Raw genomic sequence first — 14,986 nt, 5'->3', positions numbered from 1 at the left:
GTCATTGAAAAGCCCCGATATCGGGGCTTTTGCGCTCTCAGGCCTGGCTGAACTTCTGTTTCAGGGCCGCCTCGACGGCGGGATCGACGAATTCGGAAACGTCGCCGCCCAGGGACGCAATTTCCCGGATCAGGGTGGAGGAGATGTAGGACAGGTGGTTCGAGGGCGTGAGGAACACGCTTTCCACTTCCGGGGCCAGGCGACGGTTCATGTCGGCCAGTTGGAATTCGTATTCGAAGTCGGAAACCGCACGTAACCCGCGCAGAATCACGGTGGCGCCCTGTTCGCGGACAAAATCGGCCAGCAGGTTGCTGAAGCCGGTGACGCTGACGTTCGACAGGTGGCTGGTGGCCTGGCGCACCAGTTCGCAGCGTTCTTCCAGATTGAGCAGTGGCTGTTTTTTCGGGTTGTACGCGACGGCGACGACGATTTCGTCAAACATGCGGCCGGCCCGTTCGATCAGGTCGGTATGGCCGTTGGTGATCGGATCGAAAGTGCCCGGATAGATGACTTTGGACATGCACAGCTCCTTTCTTCGCAAGCGGCTAGGATAGCAGCATTTCCGGGCTTTCTGTAGGTGGCGGCCGGGGCGCGCTGAACCGCCTGGTGACGATGCGGGCGTGGCCGGCTGAAAGGGTTGATCCGGGAAACGCTACGAGCACATCCATGTGCGCTTGAGCGAAGCCATCCATGGCTTCGCACATTCCCGGATCAACCCTTCCAGCCGGCCAGTCGATCTCCGCGCCAGTCTCCCCGAATGAGAGCGTCCACCAGGCCCGTTAACCAACAATTTGGAACGGTTGTTATCCTAGTCTTTGCGCCAGTCTGGCACTGTTTCTTGCCGCGAGAGCATAGACCGACAACTGGGGGTTGGCACCGATGCTGGTGGGGAACACCGAGGCGTCGTGGATGCTGAGGTTGCCGACCTGGTGGTGTTCGCCGAAGCCATTGACCACGGAGTTCTGCGGGTTGCTGCCCATACCGCAGCCACCCATCTGGTGGGCGGTGAACAGGCGGACCCGGTGGGGCTCCATGGGGAGCTTGTTGATGGCGGCTTTGGCCTCGGCCAGTGAGCTGTACCAGTCGGAATCCAGGTGCATCAGGCGGACTTTTTCCGCGCCGGCGGCGAACTGGATTTCGGCCATGGTGTGGAAGGCGTTGCGCAAGCCGCTCCAGAGATAGTCCGTCACCGGATAGTCCAGTACCGGGCTGCCATCGTCGCGTAATGAGACGGTACCGCCGGGGCTTTCAGGGTGGAAGCCGTCCCGGAGCAGGGCGATAACGGACTGCATGTGGGGCAGGCCGGCCATGTTGTTGAGCTGGGCTTCGCCGTGCCCGGGGATGACGCCGCTGGACATGGCCGGGTGCAGGGGTGGCACTTCCAGTTTGTAGCCGACCGGGCCGTCGACGCCATTGCGGAAGTTGAACTCGTCGGAATAGATCGACTGGGGGGCACCGTAGAAGGGGTCGACCCGTTGGGGCATCTGGGCCACGGAGGCGTTGACCGGATGAATGAACGAGCGTTTGCCGAGGCGCCCGTAAGGATCCGGAATGTCGGATCGCAACAGCAGGCCCGGTGAGCCGATGGCGCTGGCGGCGACCACGAAGTGTCTGGCTTTCAGGGTCACCTGGATCCCCGTTGGGGTAATGCCGTCGCTGGCGAAGGCGGTGGCCTGGAGGTGGTCGATCCGGTCCTGGTTCATCACCAGTCGGTCAGCTCTCAGACTGTGGAACAGGTGGGCGTTGTTGTCCAGGGCACCGGGGATGGTGGTCAGCAGCGCGCCCTGCTTGGCGTTGGTGGGACAACCGACACCGCAGTAACCCAGGTTCCAGCAGCCTTTGACGTTGCGGGGAATGATGTGCCAGCTGTAACCCAACTTCTCGCAGCCCTGGCGCAGAATGTCGTTGTTAACGTTCGGGTCCATCTGCCAGGGTGCCATGGAGTGGCGCTCTTCCCGGCCTTCGAACCAGGGGGCCATGGCATCCGGCCGGAGTGCCTCCAGGCCGAAGTGTTCGGCCCAGTAATTCAGTGTGGGCTCGGGGGTGCGAAAGCTGCTGGTCCAGTTCACAGTCGTCGAGCCGCCCACGCAGCGGCCCTGAAGAATGGCGATGGCACCGTCCCGGGTCACCCGGCTCATGCCTTCCTGGTACAGGTTGGCGTAGGAGGTCAGCTCGTCCATTTTGAAATCTTTCTGGTAATACAGCCGGCCTTCTTCCACGAGAATGACCGACAGCCCGCTTTTAGCAAGAATTTCCGCGGTGGTACCACCCCCGGCGCCGGTGCCGATGACCACGACATCTGCTTCGGCAGTCAGGTTGTCGGTCAGGCTGGCGCCATCGGTAACTTTCCAGCCCGATTCCAGGCCCTGGGCAATACGATCAGTTAATGACATGGTTGGCTCCGTCACGCTGGCAATCAGGCGTTTTTGAATTGAGGCAGGGCATCGACTGCATGCTGTGGCGGCCCCGGATAGCCGGACAGATGCCAGAAATCCCGGTAGCCATAAAACGCCACGTTGCTGATCTTGGTCAGGGCAATGTAGCCATTGTTGAACAGCCCGATACCGCTGGTGCGCCAGCGCTCCAGAAACGCGTCCGCTTCCGCGGTAGTCACATTCGGCCAGCTGGGCCAGACCCGGGCAACGGTTATCCGGGTCAGCCCGAAGTTCAGCAGATCAAACAACCGGCGCAACTCCTTCTGGTTGGCCGGGCCAAACTTGTGGATGCCGGCATCAATCCGTTCAATGGTCCCGGCGATGGCGATATTCCGGGCCTGCGGCTGTTCCGGCAGGCCAGGGCCAATGATCGCCGGCAACAGCGCCTCGAACAGGGTGATGTCATCCCGGGTCAGGAAACGGAACTGATAGCTGGCGTCCATCCGGGTGCCGACGGCACTCAACCGGCCGGCCGGCTGCGTGGCGCAACCGCTCAGGCCGGCGGTGACACTGACAGTGCCCAGAAACAGGGCGCCGCCCAGCCCGGTTTTCAGAAAGCTTCGGCGGTCCAGGTTGGTGAATTCGTGAGGGTTTGGAGAGGCTGGGTGATCGTTCATGCATTCATCTCTTGTTATTTTGGTTGTTCATTTTCCTATGTGCCCGAGTGAGCTTTGATCGGCAAGGGCGGTGAGTAACGTCCGGGACTGTGCAAAACAGGGATGTTTTGCTCAAGCCTACAGGGACGTATTCACGGCGTGTCCCGGACGTTACTCACCGCCCTTGCCGGCCCCAAAGCCGATGGGCAAGGCCCCTAGCGGATAAACAACTTATAAACCATCTTGTGCGCTGCCGAGCCATGAGGCGCATAGACAAACTTGCCGCTGTTGAACTTCTGCTTGGTGAAAATCCCCCGGTGGTGGGAGAACGTCAGGAAACCCTCCCGACCATGGTAATGCCCCATGCCGGAATCCCCGATACCGCCAAACGGCAGGTCATCCTGAGCCACATGCATCAGCGAATCGTTGATGCACATGCCACCAGACTGGGTGTTATCCACAACCTGCTGCTGTTGCGCCTTGTCATATCCGAAGAAGTAAAGCGCCAGCGGGCTCGGACGGTCATTAATATAGTGGATAGCTTCATCCAGGCTGCCGTAACTGACCACCGGAAGAATCGGACCGAAAATCTCATCCTGCATCAGCTTCATGTCTGGCGTGGTTTTCAGAACCAGCGTGACCGGAATCTTGCGGGTGCCGTCCTTCATGGTTTCCCGGGCCGGGTTGATCTCGATCAGCTCGGCGCCTTTGTCCCTGGCATCCTCCAGATAGCCCTGCAGGCGATCGTACTGGCGCTCATTGATGATTGCGGTGTAATCATCGTTATCCCTCAGGCTCGGGTACATATCCGAGAAACGGGTGCGGAATTCATCGACAAAGGCCTGAACCCGGTCGGCGGGACAGAGCACGTAATCCGGCGCCACACAGGTCTGCCCGGCATTGAAGGCCTTGCCGAAGGCAATCCGCTGGGCCGCGTCTTCCATGGGCACGTCCGGCGAGACGATGGCCGGCGATTTGCCACCCAACTCCAGGGTCACCGGAGTCAGGTTTTCAGCTGCAGCTCTCATGACCAGCTTGCCCACCGAGGTGGAGCCGGTAAACAGCAGGTGGTCGAAGGGACGAGAAGAAAAGTCCGCCGCCACATCGGCCTCGCCATTGATCACCGACACCAGATCGTCCGGGAAGCTGGCTTCGATCAGCTCCTTGAACAGCGCGGAGGTGTGCGGGGTGTATTCCGACATCTTGATCATGGTGCGGTTGCCCGCTGCCAGGGCAGCCACCAGCGGACCGACAGCCAGGTACAGCGGATAGTTCCAGGGTACGATCACGCCGACCACGCCCTTGGGCTGGTAGTGAACCTTGTTGCTGGCGGGCTGGAAGAGCACCGACACATGGCGTTTAGATGGCTTCATCCAGCCACTGAGGTTCTTGAGGGTGTAATTGATGCCCTGGATGGACGGCATCACCTCGGCAATCAGCGACTCGTCCTTCGAACGGCAGCTGAAGTCGCGGTCAATGGCATCAAGCAGGCGGTCCTGGTTACTCAGCAGCACCCGCTTGAGGCGCTTCAGGTTTTCCTGCCGCTCGGTCAGCGAAGGCATGGGATTGTTGCGGAACGCCTTCTTCTGATCCTCAAACACCCGGTGGGTGTGCTGGATCTGTTTCTTGCTCTCGGTGAGCTGGACGACGGTAGCTCCCATGGTGCTTTCTCCTGTGAGGCGCCGCTCCTGGCCGGCCGGCAGCCTGTCTGTTCGGGTTTCAACGTTGGCGAAAAAATGTTCAATTTGCGTCTCGGGGTATTATTAGAGTATATACTCTAGGTAGTCAAGCGACGGTGGCTGGCGAATCGGGCCATCTGTGCGTTACCCAACAAACGCCGAAGAGTTTATGAAGACAAGAGACAAAATACTGCTCTCCAGCCTCGAGCTGTTCAACGAGCGGGGTGAGCGTAACGTCACCACCAATCATATCGCGGCCCACCTGGCGATTTCGCCGGGCAACCTCTATTACCACTTTCGCAACAAGTCAGACATCATTTACGAGATCTTCCTGGAATACGAAAAGCTGGTGGATTTCTACCTGGATATTCCCGAAGACCGGGCCATGACACTCGACGACATGACCTTCTATCTGGAGTCGGTGTTTGATGGCCTCTGGAGTTACCGCTTCTTCCATCGGGACCTGGAGTACCTGCTGGACAGCGACCAGCGCTTGCGGAGGGACTACCGCGATTTCACCAATCGCTGCCTGACATCGATCAGTCGCATTTTCGAGAAGCTGGCGGAAGCCGGGATTATCCAGCCCCAGGAAGAAAGCCTGCGCGCGGCCATGTCGCTGAATGTCTGGCTGGTGATTACCAACTGGATGGCGTTCCTGAAAACAGCCCATGCCGCCGAGGAGTCGGGCAGCCTGACCCTGACCGAACTAAAGCAGGGCATTTACCAGGTGCTGACCCTGGAGCTTCCCTATCTGACGCCCGGCTACCGGGACCGGGTGATGGCGCTGAGAGAAAAGTACCGCCCTACGCTTTCTGAGGCGGGTATTGCGGGTTCGAATACCGAGCCGTGTAAGTGAAACCCGAAAATCTGATCAAAAAATAAACGGCTCCGGAACTTTTGGGGCGCCGGCCACTCAAAGTAAATGACGTTGGGAATCCGGACATTCCTTGCGTCTCCTGAGTGCGATCTCAGGTTTTAGCACGTCGCAAACCCTGACGTTTCACCGGTCTGCTAACTGGCAGGCCGGTTTTTTCATTCCCCTGCTGTTCCCTACCCCGAAAACACCCTTGTAAGTGGTTTCCGAATTCGATAGGCTTCAGATGTTACCGGTAACATCCGCCGGCACAAAAACAATCAGGAGACCCGATTATGTTCCCGACCCGACTCGCTGCCGGCCTTCTGGCAGCCACATTTGCCGCCAACGCCTTCGCGGCGGACTACAACTTCAAGTTTCAGTCTTCCGACCCTTCGGGGGTAAAGAATTTCGAGATCCAGCAGGAGTGGGCCGACCGCGTGGAGGAAATGACCGGTGGCCGCGTGGCCATTGATCTGTTGCCGGTGGGCAGCGCGGTCAGCCACACCGAAACCCTGGGCGCCATCAAAATGGGGGTGCTCGACGGCCATGTGTCCGTGACCGGTTACTTTTCCGGCAAGGATCCCGCATTCGGGCTTATTGGCAACACCGTGGGTGCCTGGTCCAGCCCGGACCAGCTTTTCGACTATATCTACTACGGTGGTGGCTATGAGCTGATGAACGAACTCTACGCTCCCTATGGTGTGAAGTTTGTCGGTGGTGGCGGTACCGGCCTGGAGTCGTTCGTCTCGAAGGTGCCGCTCGACGGTGTGGAAGATCTGAAGGGGCTCAAGATGCGCGCGCCGGAAGGCCTGGTGCAGTCGGTGTTTGCCGCCGCGGGCGCGGCGCCGGTTAACCTGCCCGGTTCCGAAGTCTACACCGCGCTGAGCAAGGGCGTGATCGACGCTGCCGATTACACAGTGTTTTCCACCAACCACGAAGCCGGCCTGCACGAGATTGCCCCGCACCCGGTCTATCCGGGCTTCCATTCCCTGCCGCTGATTGAAATTGCCATGAACCTCGAAGAGTGGGAAAAACTCCCGGAGGACATCCAGGCGATCATGACCGTCTCGGCCCGGGACTTTGCCCAGGACATCAGCACCCAGCTGGCCATGGCGGACAAGAAGGCTGTCAAGGAAGCACGGGCCAACCCCGATATCACCGTGCATGACTGGTCAGCCGAGGAGCGCCGGAAATTCCGGACCATCGCCCGGGATCAGTGGAAGAAATACGCTGAGCAGTCTCCCAATGCCGAGAAGGTCTACCGGTCCATAACCAGCTACCTGGAATCCCAGGGCCAGCTCTGAGAACGATGCCCCGTAACCAGTAACCGGGCAGGCGCGGCCTGCCCGGTGCGCGGAGTTCATTATGTCTGCTGCAAACCTTTCCTCCGGGCCGGAGCCTGCTCCGGACCACGGTGACCTGATGCCTGAATCCGACGAGGATATCGGCTTTACCCGACTTGACCGGGCCATCGTCTGGCTGGGCAAGAAACTGAGTCTGGTGTTCGCCGTGATCGTGCTGGTGTCGTTCTATGAGATCGTCCGGCGCTATGTGTTCGATTCACCCACGCTCTGGGTTCATGAATCGGTGACCTTCGCCGGTGCCAGCCTGTTTGTGCTGGGTGGGCTCTATGCCCTGGCGACGGATCGCCACGTACGTATTGTGCTGCTTTACGATGCGGTGTCACCCAGAGTTCAGCGCTGGCTGCGGGTGGTTCACCATCTGCTTGGTCTGGCGTTCTGCGGGATGATGCTTTATGCCAGCTGGTTCATGGCCAAGGGCGCTGTCCGGGCGCCCTGGGGCGGCTGGCGGCTGGAGACCTCCGGGTCGGCCTGGAACCCGCCGTTTCCCGCCTTTCTGAAAGTGATCATCCTGCTGGCAATCGTGATCATGACCGCCCAGTTTGTCCTGCACCTGATTCGTGATCTGCGTCGTCCGGCGTCGGCAGGGGAGAAAGACAATGTTTGAGCTGGCCTCCCTCGGCATTGGCTACGGCAGCCTGCTGATGCTGCTGATGCTGATCGTGCTGTTGCTGACCGGTATGCAGCTGGCCTTCGCCACCGGACTGGTGGCCCTGGTCTTCGCCCTGGGCTGGTTTGGCCCGGAGGCGCTGCCGATTGTCAGCAGTCGCCTGTACAGTTTTATCGGCAACTACGTTTTCCTGGCGGTGCCGATGTTCGTGTTGATGGCGTCGCTGCTGGATCATTCCGGCATCGCCCGGGACCTGTTCGATGCCATGGCCCGCTTTGGCCGGAAGCTGCGTGGTGGTGTCGCCCTCCAGACCCTGGTGGTGGCGGTGATCCTGGCTTCCATGTCCGGGGTGATCGGCGGCGAAACGGTGCTTCTTGGCATTCTGGCCCTGCCGCAGATGCTGCGCCTCGGTTACGACCGCAGGCTGGCCATCGGCACTACCTGCGCCGGTGGCGCTTTGGGCACCATGCTGCCGCCGAGCATTGTATTGATCATCTATGGCCTGACCGCGAACGTGTCGATCGGTGAGTTGTTCAAGGGCGCGTTCCTGCCGGCGCTGATCCTGGCCTTGCTGTACATGGGCTACGTGCTGGTCCGGGTCTGGCTGAAGCCGGAGATGGCCCCCATCCCCTCTGATCAGGATCAGCCGGACACGCCCGCGCCGAACTTCTTCAAGGCCCTGCTGTTCCCGATCCTTTCGGTAGTGGTTGTGCTGGGCAGCATCTACGGCGGGATAGCCTCGGTGACCGAAGCATCCGCCCTGGGCGTGCTGGGTATTGCCATCAGCACCTGGATCCGCGGCGAACTGTCCCTGGCCATGGTGCGCAAGGCCACCATCAGCACCCTGCGGGTGTGTGGCATGATCATCTGGATCGGTATCGGTGCCACGGCCCTGGTGGGCGTGTACAACCTGATGGGCGGTATCGAGTTTGTTCGTGAAATGGTCTTTGCCGTCAGCGGCGGCGACGGGCTGACCACCATTCTGTTCATGATGCTGATCCTGCTGATTTTGGGGATGTTCCTGGACTGGGTCGGGGTGGCGCTGCTGACCATGCCGATTTTCGTGCCTATCGTGACAGAGCTGGGCTACAGCCCGATCTGGTTCGGCGTGGTGTTCTGCATGAACATGCAGGTGTCCTTCCTGTCACCGCCGTTTGGCCCCGCCGCATTTTACCTGAAGACCGTGACGCCCAAGGATATCTCCCTCGGCGAGATTTTCCGCTCGTTATTGCCGTTTATTGCCCTGCAGATTGTTGCGCTTGCCCTGCTGATTGCGTTCCCGCAACTGGCCTTGTGGTGGCAGTGATATGAGCACCTGTAAAGTCATCGTCATGGGGGTGTCCGGGTGTGGCAAGAGCCTGATTGGTACCCGGTTGGCGGAGCGCCTTGGGGTGCCGTTTTTCGACGCCGATGACTTCCACAGCCCCGCCAATGTGGCCAAGATGGCCAGCGGAGTTCCGCTGACGGATGCCGATCGCAGCGGCTGGCTGGCCGAGCTCGCGGAGCGGGTCCGAGTGGAGCAGGGCGGTCTGGTGCTGGCATGTTCGGCGTTGAAACGGGCCTACCGTGAGCGCCTGCGGGCGGGCAACCCGTCGTTGCAGTTTGTCTATCTCAAGGGCGATATGGAGACCATCTGGTCCCGGCATTGCAGTCGTGAGGATCACTATTTCAACGGTCGGGCCATGCTGGAAAGCCAGTTCCTCACCTTGCAGGAGCCGGACCCGGAGGAGGGAGCCATTACCGTGGATGTCGCCGAGCAGCCGCACCGGATTGTCGCGCGCTGCCTGTCGGCCCTGGGCGCTCCGGGCCGGACGAGGGAAAGCTGAATGGCACCAGCTCGCGTATGATGGGGCACTGACTGAGGCCGGGAAATCGAATGGTGAAGAAGAAACGCCCCACATTGCAGGATATCGCCGATCGGGTCGGTGCCACGAAAATGACCGTGAGTCGGTGCCTTCGGGGCGGTAATAATGTGTCTGAGCGCATGCGCGAGCGGATTTTCGCGGAGGCTGAAGCCCTGGGCTATATCCCGAACCGGGCGCCCGACCTGCTGTCCAAATCCACCAGCCATGCCATCGGGGTATTGCTGCCGTCCCTGACCAACCAGGTCTTCGCTGACGTCATCAAGGGCATCGAGTCGGTGACCGAGCCGGCAGGCTATCACCTGATGCTGGCCCACTATGGCTACAGCCGGGAGGTGGAAGAGCGTAGCCTGGCATCGCTGCTTTCCTACAACGTTGACGGCGTTATTCTCTCCGAGAGCCAGCACACCGACCGTACCCTGAGAATGTTGGGGACTGCGGGCGTGCCCACGGTGGAAATCATGGATACCCACACGCCGCCCTTTGAGCAGGCGGTGGGCTTTGACAACGTGCTTGCGGCCTACGACATGGTGCGGGAAATGATTCGGCGCGGTCGCCGCCATGTAGTGTACCTGGCGGTTCGGCTGGATGCCCGTACCCTGCAGCGCCAGGAGGGGTATACCCGGGCCATGGAAGAGCAGGGCCTTACCCCGGTGACCCTGCGCAGCGAGCAGCGTTCATCATTCAGTGTCGGGGCCACCTTGCTGGAGCGCATCCTTGCCGAAGCGCCGGACACCGACGCCATCTTCTGCACCAACGACGACGTCGCCATCGGTGCCTTTTTCGAATGCCAGCGCCGGGGTATCGCAGTACCCGGGCAGATGGCCATCGCCGGCTTTCATGGCCATGACGTCGGACAGGTGATGGTACCTACACTGGCCAGTGTCGTTACCCCCCGGGAACAGGTGGGCCGGCGAGCGGCCGAGACCCTGCTTGCACGACTGTCCGGCGCAGCGGTAGAGGAGCGGGTGATTGACCTGGGCTATCGGATCGAGCCTGGCGGTACTCTTTGATCGGCTATTCGGCCTCAAGCCAGTCGGTCAGTGCCTCCCGGCATTCGTCCACCCCACGCTTTGAGGTTGCCGAGAACATGATCAGGTGTTCGACGCACTGGAACTCCGAGAGTTTTCTGGCTATCCCCAGCATGGCAGTCTTGGCCTGGCCGAATTTAAGTTTGTCCGCCTTGGTGGCCAGAATCATCAGCGGCAGGTTGTTATGCTCGCACCACTCCACCATCATTTGGTCAAAATCGGTAAGCGGGTGGCGGATATCCATTACCAGCACCAGGCCGCGCAGGCAGCGCCGGTCGTTCAGGTAGTGCCCCAGATGCTGTTGCCAGTCATCCTTCATGTCCCGGGACACCTTGGCATAGCCATAACCGGGCAGGTCCACCAGTCGGCACTGCTCCCGGTTGAGGGAGAAGAAGTTGATCAGGCGCGTACGGCCGGGGGTTTTACTGGTTCTTGCCAGTTTGCCGTTGACGGTAATGGCGTTGAGTGCGCTGGACTTGCCGGCGTTTGAGCGGCCGGCGAAGGCCACTTCCGCGCCGATATCCGGCGGGCATTCGTCCAGTCGGGAGGCGCTGACCAGGAAACGGGCACTGTTAAAAGAGACGGTTTTTTGAGTCAGATCAGGGTCCACGGCGGTTGGCTTTCCTTTGGATTTCAGTTATCAGGGATTAATGTATAATGCTACACCAATTCCGGGCGGCGCGCTGAGCGCGGCCGCTGTCAGCCCCGGTCTTGAGCCTGACTGGTCAGTGCCTGCCGGCTGCACAACGAAGAATACCCTTAAAAAGATGAGAGAAGCGGAGCGAGCATGAAAAAACTGATCGCAGGAGTGGTTCTCGGTGTTGCCCTAACAGCGGTGGCTCACGGGGCGGGAGATCCTAAGGCAGGCGAACAGAACGCAGCAGTATGTGCCGGTTGTCATGGCCAGGGTGGCCAGAAGCCGGTGATGGGGGTTTACCCGAAGCTGTCCGGTCTGGGCGAGAAGTACCTTTTTAACCAGTTGGTGGCCATCAAGTCGGGCAATCGTGTGGTTCCTGAAATGACCGGCATTCTGGATAACCGGTCCGAACAGGAGTTGCGGGATCTGGCTGCGTATTTTGACAGCCAGGAAATGATTGTCAGCCAGGCTAATCCGGATCTGGTTGATGAGGGCGCCGCTCTTTACCGCGGCGGCAACCTGGCCACCAATGTGCCGGCCTGTGCGGGTTGTCATAACCCCCGGGGCAACGGCAATGAGCCGGGCGGCTTCCCGGCCCTGGGTGGCCAGAATGCCGAGTATCTGGCCAAGCAACTGAAGGCCTACCGCGAAGGCACCCGGAATATTGGTCCCAACTCAGCCATCATGATCGATGTGGCGGCCAAGCTGACCGATGCCGAGATCAAGGCGGTATCAAGCTATATTTCCGGCCTGAACTGATTCAGCGGTTCAGTGCCCCGAAAACCCCGCCCGGTGCGGGGTTTTTTGTCCCTTTCAATTATGTAACCACCAGCGTGTGGAACTTTTCGGCTACGCTGGGTCATAATTTCGCTAAACCGATAGTCATATAACCGGAGATTTTCCATGTTTCGATCCTTCAGAACGGCCGTCGTGCTCCTACTGGCTCTGTCTGTTTCTGGCTTCGCCAGTGCCGCAGAGTGGATAGAGGGGACGCACTACGAACGCCTGGAAACGCCAGTACCCACAAGCAACGAGCCCGGAGTCGAGGTGGCAGAGGTGTTCTGGTATGGCTGCCCGCATTGCTACAACTTCAAGCCCCTGATCGAGAACTGGGAAGCCAATGCCCCGGACTACGTCAATTTTGTCAAGATCCCCGCAGCGCTCGGGCGGAGCTGGGAGCCCCATGCCTATGCCTTCTATGCTCTGCAGACCATGGGTGAGCTGGACAAGGTACACGATGCCCTGTTTGATGCCCTGGCTGGCGAGCACCGCCCGCTGAATACCCCGGAAGCGCTGGCCGATTTTGTCGCAGGCTACGGTGTGGATCGGGAAGAATTCCTGGCCAATTATAAAAGCTTTGGCGTAAATGCGCTGGTGCAGAAGGCCCAGGCGAAGATCCGTGGTGCGCGGGTCACCGGAACACCGACTATGCTGGTAAATGGCAAGTACAGAACCAGTGCCTCCATGGCCGGCAGCCATGAGGCCGTTCTTGAGGTACTGGACTACCTGGTTGCCAAAGAGCACGCGAACGCGGAATAAGGTTCCTTTATCGGGGGCCGGTTCCCGAATGCCCGGAGTCGCTGGCCGGTTGAGACCGCTTTTATGTACAAGCACATCCGAAAGCAGTTGAATGGTATCCTGCGGCCAGCCGGCGGGCCCAGGGGTGCCTGCTCCGGCACCGAGCATGTGCCGGAGTTCGAAGCCAACCGGCACATCCGCCTGCTGACGTTCAATATCCAGGTGGGAATCAATACCTCCTCCTACCACCACTATTTCACCCGAAGCTGGCAGCACTTCCTGCCTCATCGCAACCGCAATGAAAACCTTGATCGTATCGCGTTGCTATTGCGCAACTACGATGTAGTGGCCTTGCAGGAGTGTGATGGTGGCAGCCTGCGCAGTGGTTATATCAACCAGGTGCAGTATCTGGCCGAGGCCGCCGGTATTCCCTACTGGTATCAGCAGCTGAATCGCAACCTGGGGCAATTTGCCCAGCACAGCAATGGCCTGCTCAGCCGGTACCGGCCGCTGGACGTTACCGAACATAAGTTGCCGGGGCTGATACCGGGCCGGGGCGCCATTATTGCCCGTTACGGCACCGAGCACGACCCGCTGGTGCTGGTGTTGATGCACCTGTCCCTGAGTAAGGCGGCCCAGCAACGACAGCTGGGTTACATCCGGGAGCTGATTGCGGACTACCAGCATGTGGTTCTGATGGGGGATATGAATGCCCATGCCGAGCAGCTACTGACCCAGACACCGCTGAAAGAGACCAATCTGGTGCCGCTGCCGGACACCGCCCACAGCTTTCCCAGCTGGCGACCGGAAAAGGCTCTGGATCACATTCTGGTGAGCCCGTCACTGGAAATCCGCCGCTCGGAGGTGGTGAGCTATCCGATGTCGGACCATTTGCCCATTGCGATGGATGTCGCCTTGCCGGAGGGCTATCTGGAGAAATTCTGAAACTGGACGTTTCCCCCACACAAAAAAAGCCCGGCGCATTGGCCGGGCTTTTTCGTGGATGCCGGATCAGGAATTACTTGATCTTGGCTTCCTTGTACGCAACATGCTTGCGGACAACCGGATCATACTTTTTGATCTCGATCTTTTCCGGGGTGTTACGCTTGTTCTTCTTGGTCGTGTAGAAGTGACCAGTACCTGCTGATGAAACCAGCTTGATTTTCTCGCGCATGATGCGGCTCCTTAAAATTTCTCGCCGCGGGCACGAAGATCGGCCAGCACAGCGTCAATGCCTTTTTTATCGATGATGCGCATGCCCTTGGTGGATACGCGCAGCTTCACGAAACGCTTCTCGGACTCAACCCAGAAACGATGGTTCTGCAGATTCGGCAGAAAACGACGACGAGTGTGGTTCATCGCGTGGGAAACGTTGTTACCGGCCAGCGGGCGCTTACCGGTAACCTGACAAACTCTGGACATACTTGCCTCCGACCTGAGCAATGGTCTCAATAATACGAATTCGTTTTTAATGCGTCTCTGGTTGCCAAGGGGCCGTTAAACCCCCGTTCGCGCCTCTAAACTGAACGCTGCTCGCCAGACGCCGCCAGAAAGGGACGCTTTTATACCAGAACTGGCCCCCCAACGCAAAAAATTGTTGGGAATTTGGCCAGTTTTCCGGCATTGACGTTCACGGTCTGAAACCAGGCTTCACATCAACCCCCGTTCAGCCAGCGATATTACCTCACCATGGCCGACAACCATATGGTCAAGAACCCTGATATCCACCAGGCCGAGGGCCTCCTTCAGGCGACGGGTCAGGGAAATGTCCGCCTGGCTCGGCTCAGCTACGCCCGAGGGGTGGTTGTGTGCGAAAATAACCGCGGCTGCATTGTCCTCCAGCGCCTGCCGCACTACCTCCCTGGGATATACGGCGGCACCGTCGATGGTGCCGCGGAACAGTTCCCGGTACTGGATGACCCGGTGGCGGTTATCCAGGAACAGACCGGCAAAGACTTCGTGGGGGTAGGTTCCCAGGCGGCTGGTGAGGAATCGCCGGGTGTCTTCCGGGGAGCGCAGCGGGTCACCCTGGCGCAGAGGCTCGTCCATGACCCGGCGGGCCATTTCCATGGCGGCCTGGACCTGGGCGTATTTGGCGGTGCCAAGGCCTTTCACCTCGCAGAACTGGCGCCGGGAGGCGGTTAACAGGCCTCGCAGCCCCGAGAATTCGGTGACCAGATAACGGGCCAGTGCCATAACCGGCATGCCCGTGGTGCCGGTGCGCAGAAAAATGGCGAGCAGTTCGGCGTCGGACAGGGATTGCGCCCCGTGGGCGAGCAGGCGTTCCCTCGGGCGTTCGTCCGTGGGCCAGGCGGGATCAGTCATGTTGGCTTCCTTGCGTTGGTAAGTGTGATCGGGTGCATCCTGCACCGGGACAGCGATCTCAGGGTTACAAAGGTTA

At 59.7% G+C, this 14,986-nt stretch carries 17 protein-coding genes; 9 read left to right on the top strand and 8 right to left on the bottom strand.

The features are described from left to right. Positions 1 to 37: 37 nt before the first annotated feature. The 4 genes from coaD to msub_RS13890 form a co-directional block, all read right to left on the bottom strand. Positions 38 to 520, bottom strand: coding sequence for a pantetheine-phosphate adenylyltransferase (gene coaD, locus msub_RS13905; RefSeq protein ID WP_048496559.1), 483 nt, complete (start codon positions 518 to 520; stop codon positions 38 to 40). Between the two features lie 283 nt (positions 521 to 803). After that, positions 804 to 2,393 (bottom strand): GMC family oxidoreductase, encoded by a 1,590-nt coding sequence (locus tag msub_RS13900; RefSeq protein WP_048496558.1) that lies wholly within the window; start codon positions 2,391 to 2,393, stop codon positions 804 to 806. Between the two features lie 23 nt (positions 2,394 to 2,416). Further along, the gene (locus tag msub_RS13895; RefSeq protein ID WP_048496557.1) at positions 2,417 to 3,052 is read right to left on the bottom strand and encodes a hypothetical protein; all 636 of its coding nucleotides are present in this window, start codon (positions 3,050 to 3,052) and stop codon (positions 2,417 to 2,419) included. Positions 3,053 to 3,246: 194 nt separating this feature from the next. After that, positions 3,247 to 4,692: a coniferyl aldehyde dehydrogenase gene (locus tag msub_RS13890; protein ID WP_048496556.1), complete on the bottom strand. Its 1,446-nt coding sequence runs from the start codon at positions 4,690 to 4,692 to the stop codon at positions 3,247 to 3,249. A gap of 187 nt (positions 4,693 to 4,879) precedes the next feature. Here msub_RS13890 and msub_RS13885 point away from each other — a divergent pair, with 187 nt between their 5' ends. The 6 genes from msub_RS13885 (at position 4,880) to gntR (ending at position 10,412) form a co-directional block, all read left to right on the top strand. Next, complete coding sequence (locus msub_RS13885) at positions 4,880 to 5,566, top strand: TetR/AcrR family transcriptional regulator (RefSeq protein ID WP_048496555.1); 687 nt, start codon at positions 4,880 to 4,882, stop codon at positions 5,564 to 5,566. A 293-nt stretch (positions 5,567 to 5,859) separates the two neighbouring features. Beyond that, positions 5,860 to 6,870 (top strand): TRAP transporter substrate-binding protein, encoded by a 1,011-nt coding sequence (locus msub_RS13880; RefSeq protein ID WP_048496554.1) that lies wholly within the window; start codon positions 5,860 to 5,862, stop codon positions 6,868 to 6,870. Between the two features lie 61 nt (positions 6,871 to 6,931). After that, the gene (locus msub_RS13875) at positions 6,932 to 7,534 is read left to right on the top strand and encodes a TRAP transporter small permease subunit (protein ID WP_082146499.1); all 603 of its coding nucleotides are present in this window, start codon (positions 6,932 to 6,934) and stop codon (positions 7,532 to 7,534) included. Continuing rightward, positions 7,527 to 8,843 (top strand): TRAP transporter large permease, encoded by a 1,317-nt coding sequence (locus tag msub_RS13870; protein WP_048496553.1) that lies wholly within the window; start codon positions 7,527 to 7,529, stop codon positions 8,841 to 8,843. Before msub_RS13875 ends, msub_RS13870 begins: the two co-directional genes overlap by 8 nt. A gap of 1 nt (position 8,844) precedes the next feature. Beyond that, positions 8,845 to 9,363, top strand: a complete 519-nt coding sequence (locus msub_RS13865; protein ID WP_048496552.1) for a gluconokinase — start codon at positions 8,845 to 8,847, stop codon at positions 9,361 to 9,363. 50 nt (positions 9,364 to 9,413) lie between these two features. Next, entirely contained in the window at positions 9,414 to 10,412 is a 999-nt protein-coding gene (gntR, locus tag msub_RS13860) for a gluconate operon transcriptional repressor GntR (RefSeq protein WP_197083840.1), read from the top strand. A gap of 4 nt (positions 10,413 to 10,416) precedes the next feature. Here gntR and yihA read toward each other — a convergent pair whose 3' ends face one another. Further along, positions 10,417 to 11,040 (bottom strand): ribosome biogenesis GTP-binding protein YihA/YsxC, encoded by a 624-nt coding sequence (gene yihA, locus msub_RS13855; protein WP_048496551.1) that lies wholly within the window; start codon positions 11,038 to 11,040, stop codon positions 10,417 to 10,419. A gap of 177 nt (positions 11,041 to 11,217) precedes the next feature. Here yihA and msub_RS13850 point away from each other — a divergent pair, with 177 nt between their 5' ends. The 3 genes from msub_RS13850 (at position 11,218) to msub_RS13840 (ending at position 13,530) form a co-directional block, all read left to right on the top strand. Continuing rightward, entirely contained in the window at positions 11,218 to 11,826 is a 609-nt protein-coding gene (locus msub_RS13850) for a c-type cytochrome (protein ID WP_048496550.1), read from the top strand. 144 nt (positions 11,827 to 11,970) lie between these two features. Continuing rightward, positions 11,971 to 12,606: a thiol:disulfide interchange protein DsbA/DsbL gene (locus msub_RS13845; protein ID WP_048496549.1), complete on the top strand. Its 636-nt coding sequence runs from the start codon at positions 11,971 to 11,973 to the stop codon at positions 12,604 to 12,606. A 63-nt stretch (positions 12,607 to 12,669) separates the two neighbouring features. Then, a complete protein-coding gene (locus msub_RS13840) occupies positions 12,670 to 13,530 on the top strand; it encodes an endonuclease/exonuclease/phosphatase family protein (RefSeq protein ID WP_048496548.1) in 861 nt (286 codons plus the stop codon). 73 nt (positions 13,531 to 13,603) lie between these two features. Here the strand turns inward: msub_RS13840 and rpmG are convergent, their stop codons facing one another. From rpmG to radC, 3 genes are all read right to left on the bottom strand, one after another. Next, entirely contained in the window at positions 13,604 to 13,759 is a 156-nt protein-coding gene (rpmG, locus tag msub_RS13835) for a 50S ribosomal protein L33 (RefSeq protein ID WP_008173465.1), read from the bottom strand. 11 nt (positions 13,760 to 13,770) lie between these two features. Next, positions 13,771 to 14,007 carry a 50S ribosomal protein L28 gene (gene rpmB, locus msub_RS13830; protein ID WP_048496547.1) on the bottom strand — a complete coding sequence of 79 codons (237 nt, stop codon included), beginning with the start codon at positions 14,005 to 14,007 and terminating at the stop codon, positions 13,771 to 13,773. A gap of 228 nt (positions 14,008 to 14,235) precedes the next feature. Then, a complete protein-coding gene (radC, locus tag msub_RS13825) occupies positions 14,236 to 14,910 on the bottom strand; it encodes a RadC family protein (protein WP_048496546.1) in 675 nt (224 codons plus the stop codon). Between the last annotated feature and the right edge of the window lie 76 nt (positions 14,911 to 14,986).

Origin of the sequence: Marinobacter subterrani (assembly GCF_001045555.1) — a bacterium.
In the GTDB taxonomy this organism is placed as follows: domain Bacteria; phylum Pseudomonadota; class Gammaproteobacteria; order Pseudomonadales; family Oleiphilaceae; genus Marinobacter; species Marinobacter subterrani.
This window is presented reverse-complemented; position numbering and strand designations above follow the sequence as displayed.